General features: G+C 68.0%; 22 protein-coding genes. 14 read left to right on the top strand and 8 right to left on the bottom strand.

The window, feature by feature from the left end; all coding sequences use genetic code 11:
* Positions 1 to 141: 141 nt before the first annotated feature.
* Complete coding sequence (locus NU1_RS43745; RefSeq protein WP_281221089.1) at positions 142 to 270, top strand: hypothetical protein; 129 nt, start codon at positions 142 to 144, stop codon at positions 268 to 270.
* A gap of 42 nt (positions 271 to 312) precedes the next feature.
* Here NU1_RS43745 and NU1_RS07525 read toward each other — a convergent pair whose 3' ends face one another.
* Positions 313 to 591, bottom strand: coding sequence for an Lrp/AsnC family transcriptional regulator (locus tag NU1_RS07525; RefSeq protein WP_067518766.1), 279 nt, complete (start codon positions 589 to 591; stop codon positions 313 to 315).
* A 446-nt stretch (positions 592 to 1,037) separates the two neighbouring features.
* Between NU1_RS07525 and NU1_RS07520 the strand changes: the two genes are divergently transcribed.
* Positions 1,038 to 1,562, top strand: a complete 525-nt coding sequence (locus NU1_RS07520) for a DUF3558 domain-containing protein (protein ID WP_067518764.1) — start codon at positions 1,038 to 1,040, stop codon at positions 1,560 to 1,562.
* A 29-nt stretch (positions 1,563 to 1,591) separates the two neighbouring features.
* Here the strand turns inward: NU1_RS07520 and NU1_RS07515 are convergent, their stop codons facing one another.
* Positions 1,592 to 3,352 (bottom strand): DEDD exonuclease domain-containing protein, encoded by a 1,761-nt coding sequence (locus tag NU1_RS07515; protein WP_067518815.1) that lies wholly within the window; start codon positions 3,350 to 3,352, stop codon positions 1,592 to 1,594.
* Between the two features lie 651 nt (positions 3,353 to 4,003).
* Between NU1_RS07515 and NU1_RS07510 the strand changes: the two genes are divergently transcribed.
* The 3 genes from NU1_RS07510 to NU1_RS07500 all read left to right on the top strand — a co-directional run bounded on the left by NU1_RS07510 (position 4,004) and on the right by NU1_RS07500 (position 6,871).
* Positions 4,004 to 4,633 (top strand): C40 family peptidase, encoded by a 630-nt coding sequence (locus NU1_RS07510; RefSeq protein WP_067518813.1) that lies wholly within the window; start codon positions 4,004 to 4,006, stop codon positions 4,631 to 4,633.
* Positions 4,634 to 4,815: 182 nt separating this feature from the next.
* Positions 4,816 to 5,823 (top strand): NlpC/P60 family protein, encoded by a 1,008-nt coding sequence (locus NU1_RS07505; protein ID WP_084521066.1) that lies wholly within the window; start codon positions 4,816 to 4,818, stop codon positions 5,821 to 5,823.
* A 31-nt stretch (positions 5,824 to 5,854) separates the two neighbouring features.
* Positions 5,855 to 6,871, top strand: coding sequence for a peptidase MA family metallohydrolase (locus tag NU1_RS07500; protein ID WP_067518760.1), 1,017 nt, complete (start codon positions 5,855 to 5,857; stop codon positions 6,869 to 6,871).
* A 116-nt stretch (positions 6,872 to 6,987) separates the two neighbouring features.
* Here the strand turns inward: NU1_RS07500 and NU1_RS07495 are convergent, their stop codons facing one another.
* Positions 6,988 to 7,629 (bottom strand): class I SAM-dependent methyltransferase, encoded by a 642-nt coding sequence (locus tag NU1_RS07495; RefSeq protein WP_067518758.1) that lies wholly within the window; start codon positions 7,627 to 7,629, stop codon positions 6,988 to 6,990.
* Positions 7,630 to 7,794: 165 nt separating this feature from the next.
* On the opposite strand from NU1_RS07495, the gene NU1_RS07490 reads away from it, so the two are divergent.
* From NU1_RS07490 to NU1_RS07460, 7 genes are all read left to right on the top strand, one after another.
* Positions 7,795 to 8,967: a glycosyltransferase family 4 protein gene (locus NU1_RS07490; RefSeq protein ID WP_067518756.1), complete on the top strand. Its 1,173-nt coding sequence runs from the start codon at positions 7,795 to 7,797 to the stop codon at positions 8,965 to 8,967.
* A gap of 28 nt (positions 8,968 to 8,995) precedes the next feature.
* A complete protein-coding gene (locus NU1_RS07485) occupies positions 8,996 to 9,382 on the top strand; it encodes a polyketide cyclase / dehydrase and lipid transport (RefSeq protein ID WP_067518755.1) in 387 nt (128 codons plus the stop codon).
* A 46-nt stretch (positions 9,383 to 9,428) separates the two neighbouring features.
* On the top strand, positions 9,429 to 9,866 hold the full coding sequence (locus NU1_RS07480) for an SRPBCC family protein (RefSeq protein ID WP_067518811.1): 438 nt from the start codon (positions 9,429 to 9,431) through the stop codon (positions 9,864 to 9,866).
* Between the two features lie 29 nt (positions 9,867 to 9,895).
* The gene (locus NU1_RS43060) at positions 9,896 to 11,446 is read left to right on the top strand and encodes a TRC40/GET3/ArsA family transport-energizing ATPase (protein WP_245719988.1); all 1,551 of its coding nucleotides are present in this window, start codon (positions 9,896 to 9,898) and stop codon (positions 11,444 to 11,446) included.
* Positions 11,443 to 12,861, top strand: a complete 1,419-nt coding sequence (locus NU1_RS43055; protein WP_245719987.1) for a collagen-like domain-containing protein — start codon at positions 11,443 to 11,445, stop codon at positions 12,859 to 12,861. The genes NU1_RS43060 and NU1_RS43055 overlap by 4 nt, the downstream gene beginning before the upstream one ends.
* Positions 12,858 to 13,862, top strand: coding sequence for an ROK family glucokinase (locus NU1_RS07465; protein ID WP_067518752.1), 1,005 nt, complete (start codon positions 12,858 to 12,860; stop codon positions 13,860 to 13,862). Before NU1_RS43055 ends, NU1_RS07465 begins: the two co-directional genes overlap by 4 nt.
* Before the next feature lie 577 nt (positions 13,863 to 14,439).
* Complete coding sequence (locus NU1_RS07460) at positions 14,440 to 15,165, top strand: lysophospholipid acyltransferase family protein (RefSeq protein WP_067518750.1); 726 nt, start codon at positions 14,440 to 14,442, stop codon at positions 15,163 to 15,165.
* 205 nt (positions 15,166 to 15,370) lie between these two features.
* Here NU1_RS07460 and NU1_RS07455 read toward each other — a convergent pair whose 3' ends face one another.
* The gene (locus tag NU1_RS07455; RefSeq protein WP_067518748.1) at positions 15,371 to 15,871 is read right to left on the bottom strand and encodes a polyadenylate-specific 3'-exoribonuclease AS; all 501 of its coding nucleotides are present in this window, start codon (positions 15,869 to 15,871) and stop codon (positions 15,371 to 15,373) included.
* A gap of 169 nt (positions 15,872 to 16,040) precedes the next feature.
* On the opposite strand from NU1_RS07455, the gene NU1_RS07450 reads away from it, so the two are divergent.
* Entirely contained in the window at positions 16,041 to 17,429 is a 1,389-nt protein-coding gene (locus NU1_RS07450; RefSeq protein ID WP_067518746.1) for a class II 3-deoxy-7-phosphoheptulonate synthase, read from the top strand.
* Between the two features lie 75 nt (positions 17,430 to 17,504).
* Here NU1_RS07450 and pknB read toward each other — a convergent pair whose 3' ends face one another.
* Complete coding sequence (gene pknB / locus NU1_RS07445; RefSeq protein ID WP_067518744.1) at positions 17,505 to 19,520, bottom strand: Stk1 family PASTA domain-containing Ser/Thr kinase; 2,016 nt, start codon at positions 19,518 to 19,520, stop codon at positions 17,505 to 17,507.
* 107 nt (positions 19,521 to 19,627) lie between these two features.
* Here pknB and NU1_RS07440 point away from each other — a divergent pair, with 107 nt between their 5' ends.
* Entirely contained in the window at positions 19,628 to 19,996 is a 369-nt protein-coding gene (locus tag NU1_RS07440) for an Rv2175c family DNA-binding protein (RefSeq protein WP_067518742.1), read from the top strand.
* Between the two features lie 265 nt (positions 19,997 to 20,261).
* Here NU1_RS07440 and NU1_RS43050 read toward each other — a convergent pair whose 3' ends face one another.
* The 3 genes from NU1_RS43050 to crtI form a co-directional block, all read right to left on the bottom strand.
* Positions 20,262 to 21,503 (bottom strand): phytoene/squalene synthase family protein, encoded by a 1,242-nt coding sequence (locus NU1_RS43050; protein ID WP_245719986.1) that lies wholly within the window; start codon positions 21,501 to 21,503, stop codon positions 20,262 to 20,264.
* Positions 21,500 to 23,221: an alpha-(1->6)-mannopyranosyltransferase A gene (locus tag NU1_RS07430; RefSeq protein WP_245719985.1), complete on the bottom strand. Its 1,722-nt coding sequence runs from the start codon at positions 23,219 to 23,221 to the stop codon at positions 21,500 to 21,502. The genes NU1_RS43050 and NU1_RS07430 overlap by 4 nt, the downstream gene beginning before the upstream one ends.
* Positions 23,222 to 23,290: 69 nt before the next feature.
* Positions 23,291 to 24,913 carry a phytoene desaturase family protein gene (crtI, locus tag NU1_RS07425; RefSeq protein WP_067518740.1) on the bottom strand — a complete coding sequence of 541 codons (1,623 nt, stop codon included), beginning with the start codon at positions 24,911 to 24,913 and terminating at the stop codon, positions 23,291 to 23,293.
* Positions 24,914 to 25,045 lie beyond the last annotated feature (132 nt).

The following is a 25,045-nucleotide window of genomic DNA, read 5'->3' as shown; positions in this document are numbered from 1 at the left end:
ATGACGGGGCCATGTGGCGGGTGTGTTGCTACCAGGGGCCCGACCGGTCGCCACGCTACAGTTTTCGGTGGTTGGTCAGGCGGTTCTCCCTGATGGAGCGGTGCGGGGCGATTCGCGGTGCGCTCGAGCGAGGAGATCGGCATGCGACGACAAGCGCTGGCCAGGCCCGGACTGTTCGCCGCGGTGGTCATCGTCGCGGCCCCGATGGCGCTCGCCGCCCTCACCACCCTGGGTTGCCGCGTGCGTGACCGAGGGCAAGCGGCAGGTTAGCGGCGTACCCGGAGCCCGCGCGGGGTGCGGTCCGGGAGGCGGTTATTCCTCCCCGATCGAGAACCCGGCCTCCACGTCGGCGCGCGCATACGACTTGAAGGCGATATGGGTATCGGTGCGAATGACCCCCGGCGTCTTATTGACCCGCCCGGTCACCACATCCGCGATCTGCTCATGATCGCGCACCCGCACGATCGCGATCAGATCCACATCACCCGCGCACGAATACACCTCGGCCACACCATCGATATCGGCCAGCGCCTGCGCGGTCTCGGGAATGCGGGCGGCCTCGGCATGGATCAGCACGATCGCGGTAATCATGACGCCACTCTATTTGATCAGCCGGTCCCGACGCTGCGCCTGTGCGCGAACGACGGGTGCGACCCCGATCCCGCCCGACCCGCTGCGCCCGGGGTGGGGGCTTGCCGCGGATGGGCTCGCGCGGCGCTCCGGTCGCGGCGAGGCCTGCGCCACACCGTCGCGGTACTTGCCGGAGAGGATCTCTCCGGCTCTCCGGCCGTCCGGCTCCAGTCGCCCCGTCGTCGGCCCTCCAGCCACGGACGCCCCGTCGCCAAGGCCCATGACGATCTACGCAGCGGTGGCCTCATCGGCTCCGCGCGAATCGGCGGGGCCGAGTCACTCGTGTGTGCCGAGGCCGGCTGTCGGAAGGCAGATTCGTGTCTGCCGAGGGCAATTGCCGAATCCGGGATGTGCAGAGCACTCTCGCAACCACGTCGGAGCCCAGTTCGCGTCGGTACGATCAGGTTATGCGGGGGTTCGGTCTATTCGTTGTCTCGGCATGCGCGCTCGCGGTATCGGCGTGTGGGACCACTGCGGATTCGCGGCCCTCCGCCGATGTGCCGTCGGGGCCGGTGCGAGTCGCCGAGCTCGGCACGTTCGTCGGCGAGTGCGGATATGTGTCCGACGACGAAATACATTCGGTGACCGGCCTTTCCGATCCGACCATGGTCTTCCGTAACTCGGTGACCTGCCGATGGTTCTATACCGGGATCGAGACGGATGTGACGTTCGCGTCGTACCGGGGCAGTCCGATCGACCGCGAGCGAGCCTGGGAGGTGCTCTGGGGGCGGGAACTCGAATCCGTTGAGATAGCGGGACATTCCGGCTTCCTGTCCTACAGTCCCGATGGTGACGCCCATGAGGTATGCGTCCTTGCAGTGGGGCTGGGCGACGACTTCTTCGAGTGGGCCTATCGCGGAATCGGCACGCAGCGCGCATCCTGCGCCATGATCCAGCGGTTCGCCGAACTGACCGTGCAGCGGCTGGGGTGACGAATCGTCGCCGCCCCAGTCGAGACTGATCAGCTCGCGGCGTTCTCTCGATCGCTGTACGCGGCGGCTTCGGCGCGTTCCAGCCAGGGCAGCCAGGCGCCAGCGCCGTGGCGGGGTTCGTGGTAGCCGTCGGAGGTGCGGACGATGCGGGTGCCGGGTTGTTCGAGCCAGCGGACGAGGAGGGCCGCCTCTTCTGGGAGTGCGCCTCGCAGTGGGGGATACGTGCTCTCGTCGTCGGCCGCTCCTGGCTCGGTCGGCTGGGCAGGGACGGTGAGGCGGGCGGGGATAACTGTTTCGGCGGATGCGACGAGGTGCTCGACCACGGGCATCGGGGCTACGCCGCGGGCGGTGGTGCCCGCAGCGGCGAGGCGGGCGTGGCGGATGATTACGAACTCCCAGCCACCGGCGCCGTCGGGGCGGGCGGCAATCAATTCGGGGATGCGGGCGAGCGCGGCGAGGCGCTGGGTGCGGCGGAGGGCGCGCAGGACCGCGATCGTGCGATCACGGAGGCGCGCGGCTGACTCGAAAGTCTCTGCGGTGGAATAGGTTTCGATTCTCTCCCGAATGACGTGCAGGGGCTCGTCGCAGTGTCCGGACAAGAGTGCGCGGACCGCCTCGGGGGCTCGTTCGTATTCCTTTATATAAAGGGGTGCGTTTTGGGTGCTCGCGGGGCAACCACCGACCACCGCCGGTGGGCAATCGTGTCGGCCGTCACGCGGGATGCGCGTGGTGCAGGTGCGCAGGCCGGTGTACTCGGCGATGGTCATCCCCACTTCCGTCGCATCGGCGCGGGATGTGAAGGGGCCCAGGGTGTATCGAGTGGGGGTTCGTGTGACCGCGAAACGGGGGAACGGCTCCTCGGTGAGCGTGAGCCACCAGGCGCGCTGAGGGAACTTCGAGCGCCGGTTGTACGGCGGTGCGTGCGCCATCAGCAGCCGCAGTTCCCGCACACCCGCCTCGAGACCGTGCGCGCACACCACGTGATCGACTCGCGTTGCCAGTTGCACCATTTCGCGCATGCGCGGCCGGGTCTCCGAGCTGGTGAAGTAGCCACGCACGCGGCGGCGCAGATTCACCGCCGTCCCTATATAGAGGACTTCGTCCGACGGACCGCGGAACAGATAGACGCCCGGCAGCGCCGGAAAATCCACCGCCAGCACGCGTTTGGCGCGGTGCCTGCGCGTCATCTCCGGCAGATAGTCGGCCAGCTCGGTGAGGCTGTGCACGCCGAGGTTGCCGACCCGGCCGATGAGCGCGTGCAGGACATCCACGGTGGCGCGGGCGTCATCGAGCGCGCGGTGCGTCGGCTGTGTCTGCGCGCCCAGCAATTGCGCCAGCACCGACAGCTTCACCGAGGGCGCCTCGTCGCGGCCCAGAATGCGCCGCGCCAACTGCACGGTGCACAGCACCTGTGCCGCGGGCCAGGTGATCTCCAGGCGCGTCGCGGCGGCCCGCAGGAATCCCATATCGAATCGCGCGTTGTGTGCGACCAGTACCGCGCCCGAGGCGAATTCCAGGAAACCGGGCAGTACCGAGTCGATCCGGGGCGCGTCGTACACCATGGCGGTGGTGATGCCGGTGATCTGCACGATCTGCGGCGGTATCGCGCAGCCCGGGTTCACCAGGGTGGCGAATTCCCCCAGCACCTCACCGCCGCGCACCTTCACCGCGCCGATCTCGGTAATGGCGTCGCCGTCCGGGCTGGTTCCGGTGGTCTCCAGGTCCACGACCACGAAAGTTGTGTCATAGAGCGGGGTATCGAGCTCATCGAAGGCCAGCTGGTCGGGCACGGCCAGCAAGCGTAGGCCGAGGGTACGACAGGGAATGGTCTCTCAGGGTTTCGCAGCGCGCCCGGTCCGCGCCCGGATACGGCCACCTGCGGTTTTCCCGTGCGCCAGGGTGCCACTGCGGGTAAACCCTGAGATTCGCAGCGTGAAATGTCCGTTTATCTACTCGAGATTCTCGAGATGAGGGCCCCGAATTGCGAGAATATGCCTCTTTGTTACCAGGGTCACAGTAATTGTTGAACGGTATCAATTCGAGCGGGGTGACCGGATGGTTCGTCGCGCTGCCCGGCGCGTGCTGTCGAGCTGTCACCCCCCTTGCGGTCGTTGACCGCGCGGTCGGGCGTGTCCAGGTCGGGCGCTACGTGCTCGACCTGGGGAAATGCCGTATCGACCGAGGTGGTTCAGGCTCCGGATGCCTGCTTGTTACCGACTGGTAGCCGCCGTGACGCTCCCGGCGAAATGGCCGTCGTTATTGTTTCGTGATTGCTGTGACGTTTGTCGCAGCGAAATACCGGCTGTCAACAATTTGGACTACTCCGGGTACTACTCCGGGTTTACAAACCACCGTTATCTGCTCGTAATCTTCCTGAGACCTCGCGGAGTCCGACCCACCAACCTGGTGCGGCGTCGCGGGGCAGATTGGAAGTCCTCATCATGGCGAACAACGTCAAGCGACAGGTCCGGGGCATGCAGCGCGGCGCGCAGCGGGCCGTCGTGGCCAGCGCCGTGGGCGCTGCCACGCTGAGCGCGCTGCTGCTGCCCGCCACGCCTGCTCAGGCTCAGCCGGTCACCATCCCGGGTGTCGGCACCTTCGAGGTCCCGGATCAGGTTCAGCTCCCCGCGGGCATCCCCGGCGTTCCCGAATCCCTCCCGATTCAGATCCCGCCGATCCCGGGCGTCGAGGCGCCGGGCGCCCCCGCCCCGTTCGTCGCCCCGCAGAAGACCGCCGGCGACCTCGCGGTGGACGCGGCCCTGAGCAAGGTCGGTACCCCATACGTGTACGGCGCGGCCGGCCCGAACGCCTTCGACTGCTCCGGCCTGGTCCAGTGGTCCTACGCGCAGGCCGGTGTCAGCCTGCCGCGCACCAGCTACCAGCAGATCAATGCCGGTACCCCGGTCTCGGCCGATGCCCTGCGGCCCGGCGATGTGGTGTCGTTCTACGGCGGCGGCCACTCGGGCATCTACGTCGGCAACGGCGAGGTCGTGCACGCCTCGACTTCGGGTCAGCCGGTCAAGGTCGCGCCCATCTCCTCGATGCCCTTCGCCGGAGCCACTCGAATCTGACCTGCGAAACCTACGGTGGCCGTGATGCATTCGTGTCCTGCTGGACATACACGGCCACCGTTTCGTAACCTTATCGAGACCTTTCTTTTCGGCCCGGGGTAAGAGACAGGGAAACGCCGACGGTGGCAACGCAGCATCAGCGCACACATCGAACGAAACGACTCGTAGGTGGTGCCCTGGCGATGGGCGTCATAGTCATCGGAAGTTACGGTGTCGGACCGGCCACGGCCGATCCGGTCGCGATACCCGCCACGGCCGGTGAAGCCGTCCAGCGGCTCGTCGACCTCTCCCGGGAATCCGAGCAGCTCAACCAGGCGGCGCTCACCGCGCAGGAGGACCTCGACGCCAAGGTCACCGCCGCGCAGGCCGCCGATACCGTGGCCGCCGCCGCGGCCGAGACCCTCGACGCCGCGCGCGCCGAGATCAAGAAGTATCAGCCGGTCATCGACCGCGCCGCCACCGCCGCCTACACCGGCGGCCGCGCCAACCGGCTCACCGCGCTGCTGGCCAGTAATTCGCCGCAGCAGCTCCTCGACCAGATGTCCACGCTCGCCCTGGTCGGCAGCCGCACCAATGACCAACTCAGTGAATACAAGAAGGTGAGCGACGCGGCCACCGCCGCCGAATCCTCCGCCCGCGCCGCCGCCGACGCGGCCCGCGACGCCCGCACCCAGGCCGACGCCGTGCGAAACGACCTGGAGCAGAAGCGATCCGAACTGCAAGGCTCCATGGCACAGGTGATCGCGGCATGGGGGCAGCTGTCGGCCAGCGATAAATCCGCGCTCGCCGGATCGATGTTCCCACCCGGCTTCGACCGCGACACCCTCCTGCGCGGCCTGGTACCCGGCAGTGGCACCAGTGCCCTGGCCGCCGGTATGACCCGGGTCGGCGACCCGTACGTCTGGGGTGCCATCGGACCCGACAAATTCGACTGCTCCGGTCTGGTGCAGTGGGCGTTCAAACAGGTCGGCATGACCGTGCCGCGCACCAGTCAGCAGCAATCCAACTTCGGCACGCCCGTCGCCGAGAGTGATCTGCAGCCCGGTGATGTGGTGTTCTTCTACCCTGAGGTCTCACATGTGGGCATCTACGCGGGCAACGGCCTGATGCTGCACGCCTCCACCTTCGGGGTACCGGTCGCGGTATCGCCGATGGGATCGACACCGTTCCATTCGGCACGACGCTACTGACGACCACGACGCGACTGACGACGAGGCGGGAATGAGCGCACTGCGGCAGGTTCGAGGCTGGCTCGGTACACGTCGGCGCTTCCAGTTCGTCATTACCGTCGCCACCGTGGTGACCGCCCTGACCGCGGCCTGCTGCGCACTGATCATGCTGCCCACCTCGGCGGTGCCGAAGCTGCGGGCCGTGGCGCCCGCCGCATCCGCACCGCAGGCCGGTGTGATCGACGATCCGCAGCTGCCCGGGCTGCTGCGATCCATGGAGTCCTATGGGGAAGTGATCACCGAAACGATCGGTACCGGCACCGGTCGCGCCGGAATCGTCCTGGGGCATAACGCGTATCGCGCCGATATCGAGGTGCTGGCGGGCGAGCTCGCCGCCGCCACCGCCGCGGTCACCGCGCTGTGGGGATCGGATTGGTCGCAGCGCCCGGTGGTCGTAATCGCTTCCAGCCCCTCGGAATTCGCCAGCCTCACCCATGCCGTCGGTGACGTGCCCACCGAGGTCGCCGCCGCCACCGTGGCCGACCCGTTCCATCCCGGCGCCCGCCCGACCGGCCAGCGCGTCGTCTTCGGTCCGGAAGCCGGCCGCCGCCTCGGCCCGGACGGACTGCGTGCGGTCCTGCGCCACGAACTCACCCATATCGCCACCCGCGCCGCCACCGTCGACGGCTCACCGCAGTGGATGCTCGAGGGCTTCGCCGAATACGCGGCGCACCGTGCGGGTCACCGCCCCGCCACCGAGATCGCGCCGACCCTCACCGCCCGTGCCCGCGCCACCGATCTCCCGCGCGACCTCCCCGCCGACGACCTCTTCGCACCCACCAGCGGCGAAGCCGCCCTCGCCTACGAACAGTCGTGGTCCGCCTGCGCTTTCATTGCCGACGAATTCGGTGAACCCGCACTGGTGAACCTCTACCGCGCCCTGGCCACCGGCCCCAGGGACACCGCGGCCGTGAACACCGTTGTCCGTGACACCCTGGGCATCCCGCGCGAGGCGTTCCTGGCTCGCTGGCGTTCCTGGATCGTCGCCCGCACATCGCCCGGGGCCTGAGCATCCGCGCCGCAGGGTGCGTCGCAGGCGGATCTGGGCGGCGCGGAGTCGCGGCGGCACTCCGGGGCGACCCGCATCCGCACTCGCGCGGTCGACACGGAGTGTGTGCCGCCACCTCAGCCGGTAGGTCGGGCCAGCAGTAGGTGGAATGGGACGGCACCGTTACGCAGCGGCTTGTCTTCGACGGTGAAGCCGGAGTTCCGCAAGGCCGCCAGGACGTCCGATACCGGGCGCAGGGTGAAGCCGTGGGAGGTGAACGGCATCTTCGCCATGGCTTCGGGGTCGCCGATGCCTATGACTAGACGGCCTTTCGGCCGCAGGACCCGGGCCAGTTCGGTGCAGGCGCGGTCCAGATCGGCGACGAAGTAGATGGTATTGACGGTGATAATCGCGTCGAGACTGTCGGTGTCGAAGGGCAATTGGTCCATCGACCCCGCGAGCAGGCGCAGCCGTCCCGATCCGATCGGGCCGGTGAATCGGGAGCGGGCGCGGTTCAGCATGTCCTGGGAGATCTCGACGCCGTAGACGACGCCATCGGTCCCGGTTCGGTCCAGCAGCAATGGCAGACCGACACCGCCGCCGAAGCCGATATCGGCCACACAGTCGCCCGGTATGACCTCGGCGGCCGTGACCGCGGCGGCGATCGCGGGCCGGTTGCCGCGGTTGAGCATCCCGGCGACGAGCTTCCCGAGGGTGCCCCTCGGGTGACCGAGTTGGCTGGCCAGAGTCGACATGAGCCGTCCGACAACAGAGTTCATGCTTGCGAACCCTAGGCGGGGAGGCGGCTGCTCGCCAGGGTTGACGCCGGCCGATGGCGTCCAGCGCCGGTGCGCTGGTCCGGTCCCGCACGGCGGCAATCGAGTAAGGGTGCGGGGCGTCGGGCTCGGCCCGCACTCGGAGCAAGGTGCAGTAGGTTGGCAGCCATGGGGCGAACTCTCCTGGTTACCAATGATTTCCCGCCGCGTCCGGGCGGTATTCAGTCATACCTGCACGCGCTCGCCCTACAGCTGCCGCCGGATGAGCTGATCGTGTACGCACCGCGCTGGCGCGGTGACAGTCATCGCAGATTCGATGCTCAGCAGCCGTTCGAGGTCGTGCGCCATCCCACCACCCTGATGCTGCCGACACCGATGGTCGTGCGCCGCGCCGAGAAGCTGATTCGCGACGAACAGTGCGACAGCGTGTGGTTCGGGGCGGCCGCGCCGCTGGCGCTCATGTCGCCCGCGCTGCGGCAGGCGGGGGTCGAACGGATTCTGGCCTCGACGCACGGGCACGAGGTCGGCTGGTCCATGCTGCCCGGTGCGCGGCAGGCGCTGCGGGTGATCGGCGATCACACCGATGTCGTCACCTATGTCAGCAAGTACACGCGGCGGCGGTTCGCGGCGGCGTTCGGGGCGCAGTCCGCACTCGAATACCTGCCGCCCGCCGTAAATTCCGAGACTTTCGCACCGGATCCGGTGGCACGCGCCGAACTGCGCGCCCGCTACGGACTCGGCGATCGGCCGACAATTCTGTGCCTGTCGCGGCTGGTACCGCGCAAGGGGCAGGACGTGCTGATCCTGGCCCTCGACAAGATTCGCCAGCGCATCCCCGGCGCGGTGCTGGTCATCGCCGGCGGCGGGCCGTACGAGGAGAAGCTGAAGGGTTTCGCGCAGGCCATGGGCGTCGCCGACGATGTGGTGTTCACCGGCCGGGTGCCCGCGAACGAACTGGCCGCGCACCACACCATCGCCGATGTCTTCGCCATGCCCTGCCGCACCCGGGGCTGGGGGCTCGATGTGGAGGGTCTCGGCATCGTCTTCCTGGAGGCCTCCGCATCGGGTGTGCCCGTGGTGGCGGGTAATTCGGGGGGTGCCCCGGAAACCGTGCGCGAGGGTGAGACCGGCAAGGTGGTGGAGGGCCGCGACCCGGAAGCCGTCGCCGACGCCATTATCGATATCCTCGCCGACCGCGATGCCGCCGCCGCGATGGGCGCGGCCGGTCGTGCCTGGGTGCAACGGCAGTGGCGGTGGGATGCGATGGGTGCGCGGCTGCGCCACCTGCTGCACCCGAACCCGCTCCGGTCCCGGTCCAGCTCGGGTCTGGAGGCGGAGTGAATACCGGCTCTGAGCTAGGCTCAAGCGCGTGAGCAGTATCCAGGTTGCCGACCAGACGTTCGTCGCCGCTCCCGGAGCGGCGGTCGCCGATGTACTGGCTGACCGCGCCCGCTGGCGTCGCTGGTGGCCCGATCTCACCCTCGCGGTGCGAGAAGACCGCGCCGACAAGGGAATTCGGTGGACCGTCAGTGGGCCGGTGACCGGCACCATGGAGGTGTGGTTGGAGGAGATGCTCGACGGCGTCATCCTGCACTACTTCATGCACGCCGAGCCGCCGAGCTCGACGAACTTCTCCATGCGCGACCTGGCGGCCGCCAACCGCGCCCGTCGCGTCGCCGGAAGGAAGATGGCCTTCGAGATCAAGGCGCGCCTGGAGGCCGGACGCCCGGCCGGTGTCGCTCCCGCCGCCGTCTGAGCATTCGCGCATTCGCTCCCTCGCTGGAAAGGAACCGCTCCCCGACATGGCCGACCGGACGCAGAGGTCGATCGTCATCGACGCCCCGTCGGATCGAGTGATGGCAGTCATCGCCGACCTGGAGTCCTATCCGGAATGGGTCGCCGCGGCCCGTTCGGTGGAGGTACTCGACAAGGGGCCCGACGGCCGCGCCCACACCGCGCGCTTCCATCTCGACGCGGGCGTCGTCAAGGACGCCTACACCCTCGCCTACCGCTGGCGGCCCGACGGTAAAGCGGTCAGCTGGACCCTGGTCGCCGGCGACCTGCAGAAGGCGCAGGACGGCACCTACGAACTCATCGATCTGCCCGATGGCGGCACCCAGGTGGTGTACGAGCTCACGGTGGATCTGAACATTCCCATGATCGGCATGTTCAAACGCAAAGCCGAGAAGGTCATTACCGATACGGCATTGAAGGAACTCAAGAAACGGGTCGAAGGCTGACCGCGAGGAGGATCCCATCCTCCACCCGGGTGGAACTGTTCGTGGGCAAGGGCGGGGTGGGAAAGACGACGCTGGCCTGCGCGACCGCCGTGGCCCATGTCCGCTCCGGACAGCACGTACTCCTCGCCTCCCTCGATCAGGCCCATTCTCTCGGTGACGCACTGGGATTCCGGTTCCCGCACGATCCGGGCGCCGTGCCCGGCGTCGCGACGGTGGCACCCGGACTCGATGTCATCGAAATCGATTCGCTCGCCCTGCTGGAAGACCGGTTCCGCGAGGTGGTGCGCATGCTCTCCGGGGCCGGCCACAATCACGGCGTCGACCTCGCCTCTCTCGATCCCGCCGAACTCACCGGACTGCCCGGCGTCCAGGAAATCCTGGCGCTGCTGGAGATCTCGCAGTTCGTCGAGGACGAGGAATGGGATGTGATCGTGGTGGACTGCCCGCCCTCGGCGGACATGCTGCGCATCATTACCGCACCCGACACCCTGCTCGGATATCTGGAACGGGTGTGGCCGGCGCATGCGCGCACGCTCAGCGCCATCGGCACCGATCTACGGCGGGCCGTGCTGGCCACGACGGTGGAGCGGATTGTCGGTGCGGTCGCGGGGGTGCGCGATCTCCTCGCCGATCGGAAACGGACGGGCGCGCGCCTGGTGACCGGGCCCGAGCGGGTGGCGGTGGCGGAGTCGACGCGGGTGCGTTCGGCGGCGGCGCTGCTCGGCCTGCGGCTCGACGCCGTCCTCGTGAACAAGGTGCTGCCGCCGCTGCCGGATCCGGTTCCGGACGACGCTGCTGTGCCGGACGACCCTGCTGTGTCCGGTGGCCCTGCGGTCCCGGAAGGCTCAGCGTTGTCGGGTGGCCCTGCGGTTGTGGAAGGCTCAGCAGTGTCGGGTGGCCCTGCGGTTCTGGATGGCTTTGCTGTTCCACGTGGCCATCGCGGTCCGGGTGGCCCTGCCGTTGCGGATGGTCCCGAAGCGGTGCGTGGCTCGGTGTCGGATGATGTGGGTGCCACGTCCGTGCGCGGAGGCCCTCCGGCCCCCGGTACCGGAGACCTCCCACCTCCCGGTACCAGTGCGGCGTCGCACCCCGCGGTGCGGTGGTACTTCAACCGTCGAAGCGAACAATTGGATGTGATCGCCGAATTGCGGCGGCGGATGGCCCCGACGCCAGTGGTGGTGGTCGGGCATACCGGCCCCGAACCGGTCGGCCTGTCGTCGCTGTCGGCTTTGTCCTATGACGTCGATGCGAGTGGCGAGTGGGTCGGAACCGAACCGGTCCCTATGCTGGGCTCAGCAGCCGAAGGTGTGCCCGCTGTCACCGGTGAGCCGATGGTCGGTTTGGAATCCGGTACGGGCGTGCATTCGGTGTACACACTGCGTATGCATCTGCCCGTGGTCGATTCGTCGACCCTGCGACTGGGACGAGTGGAGGACGATTTGATCGTGGGAGCCGACGGTACCCGACGTCGCCTACGCCTGGCCCCGGTTTTGCGCCGGTGCACGGTTGATGGCGCCGAACTCGACGGCGACCATTTGATCGTCCGATTCCGACCCGACCCCCAGGTATGGCCTCAATGAGCGACCACGACACCCGCGACCACGTCGGCGACCGAATCCGGGAGGAGAACTTCGCCGATTTCGCCGATGAACTGCGACTCCTCGCCGAAGCCGTGCTGGAGCGTGTCGAACCGGTACTTCGCAAGACCGCCGCCGACGGCCGCACCGACTGGGCCAGCTGCAGCTGGTGCCCTGTCTGCGCGGCCGCCGCCCTGGTGCGCGGCGAACACCACGACGTCGTCGCCGCTATCGCCGAACACGGCACCGCCCTGGTGACGGTGCTGCGCGAGGCCCTCGCCGGGGTGCCGGTCGAACCGGTCATCCCGCCGGACCTCGATCCGGAGTCGCCGGAATATGCTGCGGCGCACCCGCATTCACGCTTCGGTGGCATGGCGAGCGAATACGATTCCGCGGCGCCCGGCGGTGCTTCGGCAGGCGGTCCCGGTGCGGCTGGCGCCGCACCCGAGGGCACCCCGTCCGCGAATCCTGGCGCGCCGGAACCGAATTCGTCGGCCAGCGGTGGCCCGGCCACCGGCGGTACGTTCTGGAGCAGCGTCGCCTCGAATCTTCGTACCCCGGGCCGGGATTCGACGCGGGGCGGGGCCGCCCCGCACGGCCAGGAGCCGCAGGTTCGCGGTGGGGAGACCGGTGCGGGCACATCAGGCACCGGTGACCCGCACGCCCGTGGCGGACAGGGGGATATTGGACCGCATAGCGGTGGGCCGAGCGCACACGGCGATGCGGAATCATCTGACGGCGGTGCGCCGACGGCTCACGGCGGCTATGCCGGGGGAGTTGGTCGAGGTCAGGAGTCCGGCCGATCCACCGGCGGTGCGAACTGGTTCGCTGCTTTCGGGAACTCGGATCGAGCGGCCCCCGGCCCGGAGCGGGGGAGTGACCCCAGCGCCGGGTCGACCGCGCAGACTGGTCCGACCGCACACAATGGCCCGATCGCACACAATGGCCCGATCGCACAGACTGGTTCGCCCGCGCAGAACGGTGCGGCCCGTCCTTCCGGCAACCCCGACGCGCGGCAGGGCAGCGGCCCGGTGTCCGGACGCGCGGGCGAGTCGGTTGGGAACCCCGGACGTGCGGGCGAGTCGGTCGGGTCCGGACGTGCGGGCGAGTCGGTCGGTAACCCCGGACGTGCGGGCGAGTCGGTCGGTAACCCCGGACGTGCGGGCGAGTCGGTCGGCAGCCCCGGACGCGTGGGCGAGTCGGTCGGGTCCGGACGTGCGGGCGAGCCGGTCGGTAACCCCGGACGCGAGGGTCAGCGGGTCGGTGACCCCGGACGTGCGGGCGGACCTGCGGGTTCGGACCGGGCGGCGGGTGCCGGATGGGGTGCGGCGGGGCGTGCGCAGGGTACCGGTCGTCAAGCGCCCGCGCGGCCCGGCTATGTTCCTATCCCCGTGACGATCAAGCCTCCTGCGACATGACCACGGGCAACGGGCAGCCGTTGACCGTCGGCGTCGATGTCGGCGGTACCAATATTCGTGCCTCCGTGGTGGACGGGGCGGGTGAAGTGCTCGACACCGTGACAGCGCCGACGCCGCAGTCGGCGCGTGCCCTCGAGGACGGGCTCGCGCGGACGGTACGGGAACTGTGTGGTCGCCATCCGATCGGTGCGGTCGGGCTGGCGGTCGCCGGATTCGTGGACGAGGACCGGGCGACGGTGCGGTTCGCGCCGCATCTGCCCTGGGAGGACGCGCCCGTCGCCAAGCGGCTCACCGACCGGCTCGGGCTGCCGGTAATTCTGGAGCACGATGCCAATTCCGCCATGTGGGCCGAATACAAATTCGGCGCGGCGGCCGGTGGGCACAATGTGGTGCTGGTGGCCATCGGTACCGGGATCGGCGCGGCGCTGCTGGTCGGCGGGCAGCTCTATCGCGGAAGTTACGGTGTCGCACCGGAGCTCGGTCACCTCCAGGTGGTACCCAATGGTCGCGCCTGCGCGTGCGGAAAGCGCGGCTGCTGGGAAAGGTATTGCAGCGGAACGGCCTTGGTCGATACCGCACTCGAGATCCTGGCCACCGACCCGCAGCGCTCCACCCTGCTGGCCCGCGAGGCGTACCGCGATCCGGGTTCGCTGACCGGCCGCCAGGTGGCGGGCGCGGCCCAGGACGGCGATCCGATCGCCCTCGACGTCATGGGTGACTTCTCCCGCTGGCTCGGCCTCGGCCTGGCCTTCGTCAGCGACCTCTTCGACCCCGACCTCATTGTCATCGCGGGTGGCGTGAGCACGTCTGCCGCCCTGTTCCTCGACGATGCCCGCGACCACTACGCCCAATCCATCACCGGTGCCAAACACCGCCGCCTGGCCCGCATCCGCACCGCCCAGCTGGGTGAAGCGGCCGGAATGATCGGCGCGGCCGAACTCGCCCGAGCCGCTCTGGTCGCCAATCCCGAGGCGGTTCCCGCTGGTCGCCGCCGCTGCTGAGACGCGGTAATCGATGGCGCACGCGGCAATCGGCGGCGCGGCAGGGTGAGGATATTGTCGGCCCGTCTGCTGGCACGGGGCATCGCCCGCCGCCGAATTGCCGAATTGCCGAATTGCCGTGGTGACCGGGTTGAACGCGCGAGACCGGGTATACCGCCCATAGGTGCGTCGGTCACGTCGGTGCGCTGGATGTCGTGGGCGGCGTCGCGCTCATGTGCGCAGTGCTTCGTCGCGTCAGCGCCCGATTCGCGGCATCGGTTGGATCGACGGGATCGGTACGACCGGGAGGCCGAACGCGCCAGCGCTGACTCGGTCCCGCGACGATGCGGCTCGCCCGAGGCGGCGATGGCGGTACCGAGTGCGCGGCGTGGCGCGTCGACCCGGAACCCGCGCCGTGGGCGGCGATTCGTCGCCTTCGCGAATCTCGGCCCGCTGCCAGCTGGTTCGGGTATGTGGTGTACGTGTGAAAAGACCCTCCGAGGTTGGTTACGTCACGGTCTCGGCGGTAGAGTCGGCTCCTAACGGTGGCGCCCGCAATGAGGCCGGTTCCGGGAAACAAATCTGGGGAAAGGAAGCAATGCTCTACTGGCTGCTGAAATATGTGTTTCCCGGCCCGTTCATGCACCTCGTAAACCGGCCTGAGGTGCAGGGTGTCGAGAACATTCCGCGCAAGGGTGCCGCCATCCTGGCGGGCAATCATCTGTCGTTCACCGACTGGTTGTTCACTCCCCTGGCAAGTACGCGCCGCATTACCTACCTGGCCAAGGCCGAATACTTCACCACCCCCGGGTTCAAGGGCGCGCTGCAGAAGTTCTTCTTCACCAGCGCCGGTCAGTACCCGATCGATCGCAGCGGTGCCGACGCCGCCGAATCCGCCCTCAATACGGCGCGCAAGCTCCTCGATGAGGGCCGTCTGGTCGGCCTGTACCCCGAAGGCACCCGCTCCCCGGACGGCCGTCTCTACAAGGGCAAGACCGGGGTCGCCCGCCTCGCCCTGGAGACCGGTATCCCGGTGATCCCGGTGGCGCTGATCGGTACCGACGAGGTCTGCCCGCCCGGACCGTTCCGCTGGCGCAAGAAGAAGGTCATCGTCAAATTCGGTGCGCCAATCGACTTCTCCCGCTACGAGGGCATGGGCGGTAACCGCTTCGTCGAACGCGCCGTCACCGACGAGATCATGTACGAACTCATGCGGATGTCCGGCCAGGAATACGTCGACGTCTACGCCGCCAGCCTCAAGAAGGGTGTCCCCACCGGCACCCGCCCGGATGCCGATCGCATCCCGCAGACCATGGCAGGCTGAGTCGCCGACCGGATATCGAATGGGCCCGAGAGACACTGTCTCTCGGGCCCGAGTCGTATTCCGGCCGGGAATTGCCACGGCGTCGGCTCGTGCTTCGTCATCCCGGCATGCTTTTGGCCGGGATCCACACCCCTGACGCACCGCATGCCGATCGGGTGGATTCCGGCCGAAAGCGCGCCGGAATGACGGGGGTGCCGTTGCCGTGCTAGGAGGCGGCCTGGCGGCGGCGGTACGCCTCGATGGCCTCGAACTTGGCGAAGTTGTGCCGGGCGTCGGCCAGTGCGTCGTGCGCGTCCGCCGGGATCGGGGGCAGCGGCGGGCGGCCGTGCTGCTCCCAGTGCTGGCGCAGTTCATTGGTGTAGCGGGGGAGTGTATTCGGCAGGTCTACCATGGACCCCCACAGCTGGCAGAGCGCGACATGGTCGTAGGCGCTCACCCAGGCCCACATTTCCGGCTCCACACCGGTGCGTGGGACGAGGAATTTGTACAGGTCATCGCGAATGCGTTCGCGGCTGCGCCACAGTGGCGACGTCGGTTGCGGGAGTTTCGGCAGCACATTGCGGCGGACGAAGGGTCCAGCCTTGCTTTTGTCGAATTCCGTTGAGACCGCATAGAATTCGCGGCCGTCCTCGCAGACCACAGCAATGGAGACGAGGTCGATGGTAATACCGTCCTCGATGAATTCGCAGTCGTAAAAGTACCGCAGGGTCGGTCTGCTCCTCGCTCGGCGGCCGGGGGCAGCGGTGCCGCCGACGCGGGGTCGGTCGCGTCCCGGTCGGGACGGTCAACCATCCACCCTATGTTCCCGCTCGGTGTGAGCTATTTCAGCCCTGGGTGTAATCCACCCACCGATCTCGGGTCCGTATTCTGAACGGGTGAACTGGACCGTCGACGTACCGATCGATCGCTTGCCGGAATTGCCTCCGTTGCCCGCCGAGCTGCGTCGGCGCCTCGACGACGCGCTGGCGCGACCGGCTTTGCAGCAGCCCTCCTGGGATCCGGAACAGGCCGCCAAGATGCGGACCGTGCTGGAGAGCGTGCCGCCCATCTGCGTGCCTGCCGAGGTGGAGGAGCTGAAGCTACGCCTGGCTGAGGTGGCGCGCGGTGAGGCGTTCCTCATGCAGGGCGGCGACTGCGCCGAAACCTTCGCCGATAACACCGAACCGCATATTCGCGGCAATATCCGCACCCTGCTGCAGATGGCCGTGGTACTCACCTACGGCGCGAGCCTGCCGGTGGTGAAGGTGGCCCGGATCGCGGGGCAGTACGCCAAGCCGCGTTCGGCCGATATCGACGCACTCGGGCTGACGTCCTATCGCGGTGACATGGTGAACTCGCTCGTCGCCGATCCCGCGCTGCGCGTGCACGATCCGTCGCGTCTGGTGCGCGCCTACGCCAACGCGTCGGCCGCCATGAACCTGGTGCGCGCCCTCACCAGCGCCGGTATGGCCGATCTGCACAAGGTGCACGACTGGAACCGCGAATTCGTCGCCGCCTCTCCCGCCGGAGCCCGCTACGAGGCCCTGGCCAGCGAAATCGACCGCGCGCTCGCCTTCATGAACGCCTGCCGCGTCAACGATCCGAACCTGTCCACCGCGCGCCTCTACGCCAGCCACGAGGCCCTCGTCCTGGACTACGAGCGGGCCATGCTGCGTCTGAGTGAGCACCCCACCACCGGTGAACCGGTGCTCTACGACCTGTCGGCGCACTTCCTCTGGATCGGTGAGCGCACCCGTGCGCTCGACGGCGCGCATATCGCCTTCGCGGAACTCCTGGCGAACCCGATCGGCCTCAAGATCGGCCCCACCACCACGCCCGAGCAGGCGGTGGAGTACGTGGAGCGCCTCGACCCCAATAACGAGCCCGGCCGCCTCACCCTGGTCGCCCGGATGGGCAATGGCAAGGTCCGTGATGTGCTGCCCTCGATTATCGAGAAGGTGCAGGCCACCGGCCACCAGGTGATCTGGCAGTGCGACCCCATGCACGGCAATACCCATGAGGCGTCCACCGGCTACAAGACCCGCCACTTCGACCGCATTGTCGACGAGGTGCAGGGCTTCTTCGAGGTGCACCACGCGCTGGGCACCCACCCGGGCGGCCTGCACATCGAACTCACCGGCGAGAACGTCACCGAATGCCTCGGTGGCGCGCAGGACATCTCCGACCTGAACCTCGAGGAACGCTACGAGACGGCGTGCGACCCGCGTCTGAACACCCAGCAGTCCCTCGAACTGGCGTTCCTGGTGGCGGAAATGCTGCGCTGAGAACGAATCTCATGAGTGTGGCCCGTGCCGATCGGCACGGGCCACACTCATATGTACTCGCTTCTATGACCGCAATCAGGGCAAGGCGACGAGCGTAATACTGCTTCCCGGTTCGACTTTCGCGCCGGGGACACTGCTCTGCGAGATAATGATCGACGAATCGTTCTGGGTGAGCTGGCGCACCGATACCGTCAGGCCGAGCGCCTCGAGTTCCCTGCGGGCATCGCTGACGGTATCGCCGAGCAGGCCGGGCACCTCCACCGAATTGGAGATAATCAGTACCACCCCGGAACCGGAATCGAGCGTGGTGCCCGCGGCCGGATCGGTACCGGCGACCTGGCCACCCTTGATCTTCGAATCGAATTCGGATCTGGTGCCGCTCACCGCGATTCCGGCGGTCTCGAGCGCGGCTCTGGCCTCTTCCTCGGTCTTGCCGCGGACATCGGGCAGCTTGACCGGTTCGGAACCCTTGCTCTTGAACACCTTGACGTTGGCGCCCATCGGGAGGACCGTGCCGGGAGCCGGATCTACCTTGGCGACAGTGCCTTTCGCCGCGGTGCTGGAGACTTCTCCCGCGTCCACCGGTGTCAATCCGGCATCCCGGATCGCCTGCTTCACCGTGTTGACGTCTTCGCCACCCTGGACGGTCGGCACCCTCGGCTTACCGTTGGAGATGAGCACCGCCACCGTGGAACCCTTGGTGACCTTCGATCCGGCGGAGGGATCGGTGCCCACCACATTGCCGACCGGAATGGTGTCGGAGGCCTTATCGCGCACCTCGGCGGTGAATCCGGCGTCCTCGATGGCGGCGATGGCGCGGTCCTTGTCCAGGCCCGCGGTGGCCGGAACCGGTTCGTAGCGTCCGACTCCCACCCACCAGCCACCGATACCGAGTAGCAGGGCGAGGGTGACCACAATGCCCAGCCAGACCAGCACCGTCCGACTGGACCGGCCGCGCTCTTCGATGAATCCCGAATGGTGTGGCGGATTTCCACGAGTGGGCGGCGGATTCGTGTGGCTGGGCGGTGCCGCGTAGTCCGGGGGGATTTCCCGGGCCGCCGTCATCACCCGCGTGTTGTGGTGCGCGGGCTGCTGGGTGTGTACGGCGGTCGGTGGCTCGGTGGGAATGCGCGTCGTCACATCGGCGGCATTGGCCGGTGCCGAGCGCTGCCGGGGTTCGGCATGGGGCGCGGGCGTCGGGCCGACACGGTAGCGGGAGCTGAGATGTTCCGCCGACTCCTTCGGCGCGGGCACCCGGTAATCGGGCAACTGCAGCGCCTTCGAAATGCGGTGGATCTCCGCGGCCATCTCCGCGCCGTCGGCGAAGCGGTGCGCGGGCTCGCGGGCGGTGGCGTGCGCGACCAGATCATCGAATTCCGGCGGGACGCCGTGAATCAGATCGCCGGGGCTGGGCACATCGTTCTCCACCCGCTGCAAGGCGATGGAGAGCGAATTGTCGCCGGTGAACGGGGTACGCCCGGTGAGCATTTCGAAGATGAGCACGCCCGCGGCGTAGACGTCGGAGCGGGCGTCGGCGGTGCCGCTGGTGACCTGCTCGGGGGAGAGGTACGCGGCGGTGCCGAGAATGACGCTGGCCGAGGTGATATTCGCGGCGGCGACCGCGCGCACCAGGCCGAAGTCGGCGATCTTCACCTCGCCGGAATCGGAGATGAGAACGTTCTCCGGCTTGATATCGCGGTGCACCAGACCGGCCGAATGCGCGACGCCGATGGCCTGCATGACCGGTTCGATGACGGCGCGGACCGCATGCGGCGGCATGGGGCCGCGTTCACGGAGGAGTTCGCGCAGGGTGCCGCCCTCCACCAATTCCATAATCAGGAATGGGTGTTCGCCGTCGACGCCCTGGTCGTATACGGCGACCAGCGCCGGGTGTTTGAGCTTGGCGACCGCGCGCGCCTCGAGTTCGAATCGGGTGAGGAATTGTGGATCGGCGGCGAACTTGGGGTCCATCACCTTGATGGCGACCGGTCTGTCCAGGCGGGTATCCACCCCCCGGAACACCATCGACATACCGCCGCGCGCGATCGGCGCATCGATGCGGTAGCGCCCTTCGAGGATCTGGCCGATCAACAGCTGCCCTTCCAGTTCGTCCTGTCCGCCCGAGTGCGGCTCACCCGATGGTAGTCGGGTCGGGGTGTGATGCAGCGCAGCCGCATCGACGGACTACCGTATTGCGGGTGAGTGCCATCCCGTACAGCAACGATGTCCTTCCCGAGTCGGTCACCCTGTTGGCTTTGCCCGACGTCGCGGACCAGCTCGGCCTGGCCGTGACCCGGGTGCACCAGATGCTGCGCGACCGCCAGATCCTCGCGGTCCGCCGCGACGGTGTCATCGGCGTCCCCAAGGAGTTCTTCGACGCCAACGGCAATATCGCCAAGCACCTGACCGGTCTCATCACTGTCATGAGCGACAGCAAATACACCGACGAGGAAATCCTCGAGTGGCTCTACCTCGAGGACGACTCCCTCCCCGGCCGCCCCATCGACGCCCTGCACGGCGACCTCGCCCGCGAGGTCATCCGCCGCGCGGCCGCCGACCCGTTCTGAATTGACCGACTCTCGGATCTCTCGTCCCCGATGCTGACGCATCGGGGACGGAGCTGAGATGTGGGAAGAGGAACGCCGCGAAGCTGGCGATGGCACCGCTCGGGGTGGCTGCGGGTACCTGTAGGTCGGGTAGCCGCCGGGCGGCGCGGGTTGTGGAAATGTCATGTCCCCCAAAAAAATCGATGTGCCCGGGGACTGTATCGGGCGTGGGCGGCTGCGAACCGAATGTGCCTGGCTCACAGGCGCTGACGCGGGCCCATCGACTTCAGTTCTGCGGCGTGCGGGTGCGGTGGAAGGGGTGGGTGGTGGCGAATTCGCGGGCGGCTACTCGTAGGCGGCGGTGGCGGGGGACTACCGCGCGGCGGGTGAAGATCTCGTAGTCGTCGCGTTCTATTTCGTCGAGGATGCTCGCGTAGAGGATTGCCGCGGTGCGGATGGCGGGGCGGACGCGGGGGGTCAGTAGGTCTATGCCGGGGGTGGCGGTGCGGTAGAGGGCGCGGTTGGCGGCTATGAGGTGGGCCAGGGCGCGGCGGATTCGGGGGTCGGTGCGGGTGGTGCGGCGACAGTGGTGCAGGAGGTCGGTGGTTACGCCGAAGGCCGCTAGTTCGTCGGCGGGGAGGTAGATGCGGCCGCGGTCGAGGTCTTCGGCTACGTCGCGGAGGAAGTTGGTGAGCTGGAAGGCTTCGCCGAGGGCGGCGGCGGCCGGTTCGGCATCGGCGCGCGGGACCACCGTGCCGAGGACGGGGAGCAGTTGTAGGCCGATGGCTGCCGCGGAGCCGCGCATGTAGTCGCGCAGGGCGGGCATATTCGGGTAGGTGGCGCGGAACCGCGGGGTGCCGGGGATATCCATGCGCATGGAGTCGAGGAAGACCCAGAAGTGTTCGGGGGCAATGGAGTATCGGTTGATAGTGTCGGCGACGGCCGATAGGACACGGTCTTCGGCGGTCTCCGATCGGATGCCGAGTGTAGCCCCGTCGGGCACGGCTTCCTCGAAAGCGTGGCCTTCCGTGACCGGGGCGCTCGCGATTGTGCCCCCTTCGTACACGGCTCTTTGGGGCATGGGTCCGTCGAGCGTGGCGCTGCTGGGGGTGGCTTCGTCTACCGTGGCGCTGTGGAGCGTGGTTCCCTCGAACGTGGCGCTGTCGGGTGCGGCTCCGTGGAGCGTGGCGCTGTGGAGCGTGGTTCCGTTGAGCGCCGCGCTATCGGGTGCGGCTCTTTCGATCGTGGTGCTGTCGAGCGCGGTGGCGGAGGTGTGCGCCAGTCGCCGACGCAGCTCGTTCTCGATGCGGTTCAGTTGCGCGGCACTGGAATTCGCGCTGTCCGCCGAGGATGGGCCGGTGTCGTCCACGATATCGTCGACGGTGCGGGCGAAGGCGTACAGCGCGTGCACGGCCGGCCTGCGCTCGGGTTCGAGCAGCCGCGTCGCCAGAAAGTAGGTGCGCCCGTGCGCGGCGGCGATGCGGCGGCAGTCCCGGTAGGCGCGGTCGAGGTCGACTGCCGAACTCATGTGGCAGGGGTCGACGGTGTAACTGTTGGTGTCGTGATATCCGGTGAGACGGCGTCCACTGCGCGCGACCGCACCTGGTCGGAGCTCAGCCGCAGCGGATCGACCATCCGCAGCGACACCGCCGCCACCACGGCCGCGAAGGTAGCCGCCGCCACATGCCACGGGTTGTACAATCCGATCGACCCATCCGGCTGGAAGACCAGCATCAACCAGGTACACAGTCCGACCAGCACCTGCAGGGTCCGGGTGGACAGCGCGAATCCGGCGGCCAGCGCGAGCGGCCACGAGTAGTACCAGGGCAGCGCCGCCGGAGACAGCAGGATGATTGCCACGAAGGCGATGGTGATGCCGAGAATGGCCTCACGCTCGCTGCGGCGGAACCGCCACCAGGTCCACACGAGCAGCACCACCAGCGCGACCTTGCACAGGTCGCGCATTACCGGCAGCACTGCCGATTCGGCCCGCAGCGGCGTCACCCAGGAGACCATGTAGGAGAAGATGGTCGGCAGCGACAGCCAGTTGATGATCTTATTGGAGCCGGAGAGCGCTGTGAGCCAGCCGATTCCGACTCCGGCCAGTGCGGAGGCCGCCGCGAACACAACCACGAATACCGACAGGCCGAGTCCGGCGATCTTGGCGAACATGAGCACCGGGTGCGGCAGTTCCTCGCCCTCGCCCTTCGCGGCCCGCCGTTCGCGTTCGTGAATCATCCAGATCCACACCAGGAAGGGCAGTGCCACGCCCGCCGTGGCCTTGATCGCCACGGCGATGGACAACACCACGAATCCGGCCACATGGTGCTTCTCCAACACCAGGGCGATGGCCGCCGCCATGAGGCCGACCATCAGCATTTCGTTGTGCACGCCACCGATGAGGTGAATGAGCACCAGCGGATTGAGTACCGCCAACCACAGTGCCGTCGTGGGCTTGCCGCCCAGATGTTTGGTCAGGTGCGGTACCGCCCACAGCATGAGCGCCAGTCCGGGCAGCATGACCAGTCGCAAAGCGATGGTGCCGGCCACCACATTGCTGCCGGTTATCGACGTGATGCCATCAGCTATCAGGAGGAAAGCCGGCCCGTACGGGGCGGTGGTGTTGGTCCAGACCGGGGAGACATTGTCCAGCAGCACACCGGGATTCACGACCGGCCCGACATCGTAGGGATTGAACCCGTCGCGCAGTAGCGCGCCCTGGGCCAGATACGAGTAGGCGTCGCGGCTGAACATGGGTACCGCGAAAATCAGTGGGAAGATCCAGATGCCGACAATGGCGCGCAATTCGTTCAGCGTGACCGTCGGTCCGGGCACGGTGCCGATGGTGACGCGACCGAGCCGCACCCACGCGGTGATCATGGCCAGTACGCCGATCCACACACACAGCGTCGACAATGCGTACCCGTGCCCGAATCGCAGCCACGACAGGTGCGCTGCCTCGAGCAGCGGGTCGTTGCGGCGCACACTGCCCGCGCCGAATCCGCCGAAGGTGATCATTACCGCGCCGAAGAATCCGAGCAGCGCCGCCTTACCCTCCGGGTTGCGCGCGAAATCCGCCGCGCGTGCCCATCGGCTGGTCTGGTGGGCCGCCCCGCGTCCTCCGGATCCGTTCGATCCGGCGGCCCCGTGGGGTTCGGATGTCGAGACAGCGCCGCCGGTCACGGCGGTGCCGGTGCCGGTGCCGGTATTCGGTGGAATGGCGGCGTCCATATCGGGGGTCGGCATGAGATTGGTCGTTCCCCCCGGAAAGGTCGGCGGATCGGGTACCGCTACGGATTCTGGACGCGGGCCAGTCTAATGCGTGTGAGACGGTGCTACCGCCTGGGTACGGGCTGTTCGGCCTCCGGCATGTCGTAGATCACCTGTGATCCGGGCCGCCGCCAGCTTTCCGGAGAGCAGCACGGTGGGTACTCCGACCCCCGGAGTGGTGCCGCAGCCTGCGAGGACGACATTGTCGCGGGTGCGAATGAGATTGCGGGTACGGAACGGTCCGGTCTGCCGGAAGAGATGGGCGGCGGAGAACGGGGTGCCCGCGAGCATGCCCTGATCCCGCCAGGTGCGCGGGGTGTCGAGGTGGTCGATTCGGAAGTGCTCGGAAATACCTTGGTAGCCACGGGCTTCCAGGGTTTCGAGCAGTTCACGCAGATACGCTGGGCCGAGGCGGTCCCAATCGAGTGGGGCCGCATCCAGATTGGGGCAGGGCGCGAGCAGGGAGAGGGGTTCGTAGCGGACAGTGTCGCCGCTGTCGGAGTTGTCGCTAGCGGACTGCTCGGTACCGCGCACCCGGTCGATGTGCAGGTTCGCATCCGTGAGCGCGGGCCGGGTGAGTAGCAGCGAGGGATCGCTCATGAGTTTGCCGTGTCCCGGCCTCGCGGCGATCTCGGTGAAGGTGCGGTCCCATTCGTGGCCGAATTCGATGGTGTGATGCGCCTGTACCGGCCATCGGCGGGCGATATCGGCGGGAACGGTGCCGTGTGCGACCACCGCGGAGGGGGAGGCCCGCAGGAATCGGCGGCGGCGCAGGCCGAATCGGTCCAGGGAGCCCAGATCGGCGGTGAGCACCACGGCGTCGCAGTCGATTCGGCGGCCGTCGACGGTGTGGACCGCGCGAGCCCGGCGACCGCCGTATTCGATGCCGCCGACCTCGGTATTCAGCTCGAGGGTGCCGCCCGCCGCGGTGAATGCCCGTGCCAGGGCAGCAGCGACGGCGCGCATACCGCCCTCCGGGTAGTACACGCCGAGGCAGGTATCCATATAGGGGATCGCCCCGTACACCGCGAGCGCCTGTGCCGGGCCCATCCCCGCGAACAGCGCCTGGAAACTGAACAGCCGAGACAGCTGCTCATCGCGAATGATGCGTCGCACCCGCGGCCCGAGCCGCCCGAAGGCGCCGATGCACACCAGTTCGGTGAGCGCGCTCCGCTTCCGCGGTATCCGCACCATATCCAGCGGCGAATCGAAATTGGTGTCCATGAAGGTGCCGAATTCGGCGTCGTACACCCGCCGCAACCACCCGCGCAGGCGCCGGTACCGCTGCCCGGCCGCCGCCCCGCGCAGCCGCGTCACCTCGGCGGTCATCTCCTCGGGATCGGAGTACACCCCGACAGTGGAGCCGTCGGCGAACCGTGCCCGATAGGCCGGAGCCATCTCGAGAATCCGCAGCCCCACCGATTCCCGAGTTTGCCCGACCGCCGCGAGCGCCTCATCCACCAGCTCCGGCAGTGTGAGAATCGTTGCCCCGGAGTCGATCTCATAATCCGGTCCGCGATAGCGTCCGACCCGCCCGCCCGGATGATCGGCCCGCTCCACCAGCGTCACCTGTCGCCCGGCACCGGTCAGATGCAGTGCGGCGGCCAACCCGGCCAGTCCCGCACCCACCACGACGACCCGATCGGTCTGCCCCGCAACAGTTTTCATACCCACCGCTCTGTCGAAGTGATCAATTTCTCAATGCCTACGCCTGTGGTTCGGGCGCGGCCCACCCGTCGTTCCGTGTCGTTCCGGCGCGGCCCACCCGTCGTTCCCTGTTGGTCAGGCGTGGCCACCCGT

Source organism: Nocardia uniformis NBRC 13702 (assembly GCF_001613345.1).
GTDB lineage: Bacteria > Actinomycetota > Actinomycetes > Mycobacteriales > Mycobacteriaceae > Nocardia > Nocardia uniformis.
This window is presented reverse-complemented; position numbering and strand designations above follow the sequence as displayed.

Coding starts and splice junctions, on each gene's coding strand:
- NU1_RS43745 (WP_281221089.1), top strand. CDS start 142: ATGCGACGACAAGCGCTGGCCAGGCCCGGACTGTTCGCCGCGGTGGTC.
- NU1_RS07525 (WP_067518766.1), bottom strand. CDS start 591: ATGATTACCGCGATCGTGCTGATCCATGCCGAGGCCGCCCGCATTCCC.
- NU1_RS07520 (WP_067518764.1), top strand. CDS start 1,038: ATGCGGGGGTTCGGTCTATTCGTTGTCTCGGCATGCGCGCTCGCGGTA.
- NU1_RS07510 (WP_067518813.1), top strand. CDS start 4,004: ATGGCGAACAACGTCAAGCGACAGGTCCGGGGCATGCAGCGCGGCGCG.
- NU1_RS07505 (WP_084521066.1), top strand. CDS start 4,816: ATGGGCGTCATAGTCATCGGAAGTTACGGTGTCGGACCGGCCACGGCC.
- NU1_RS07500 (WP_067518760.1), top strand. CDS start 5,855: ATGAGCGCACTGCGGCAGGTTCGAGGCTGGCTCGGTACACGTCGGCGC.
- NU1_RS07495 (WP_067518758.1), bottom strand. CDS start 7,629: ATGAACTCTGTTGTCGGACGGCTCATGTCGACTCTGGCCAGCCAACTC.
- NU1_RS07490 (WP_067518756.1), top strand. CDS start 7,795: ATGGGGCGAACTCTCCTGGTTACCAATGATTTCCCGCCGCGTCCGGGC.
- NU1_RS07480 (WP_067518811.1), top strand. CDS start 9,429: ATGGCCGACCGGACGCAGAGGTCGATCGTCATCGACGCCCCGTCGGAT.
- NU1_RS43055 (WP_245719987.1), top strand. CDS start 11,443: ATGAGCGACCACGACACCCGCGACCACGTCGGCGACCGAATCCGGGAG.
- NU1_RS07465 (WP_067518752.1), top strand. CDS start 12,858: ATGACCACGGGCAACGGGCAGCCGTTGACCGTCGGCGTCGATGTCGGC.
- NU1_RS07460 (WP_067518750.1), top strand. CDS start 14,440: ATGCTCTACTGGCTGCTGAAATATGTGTTTCCCGGCCCGTTCATGCAC.
- NU1_RS43050 (WP_245719986.1), bottom strand. CDS start 21,503: ATGAGTTCGGCAGTCGACCTCGACCGCGCCTACCGGGACTGCCGCCGC.
- NU1_RS07430 (WP_245719985.1), bottom strand. CDS start 23,221: ATGCCGACCCCCGATATGGACGCCGCCATTCCACCGAATACCGGCACC.
- crtI (WP_067518740.1), bottom strand. CDS start 24,913: ATGAAAACTGTTGCGGGGCAGACCGATCGGGTCGTCGTGGTGGGTGCG.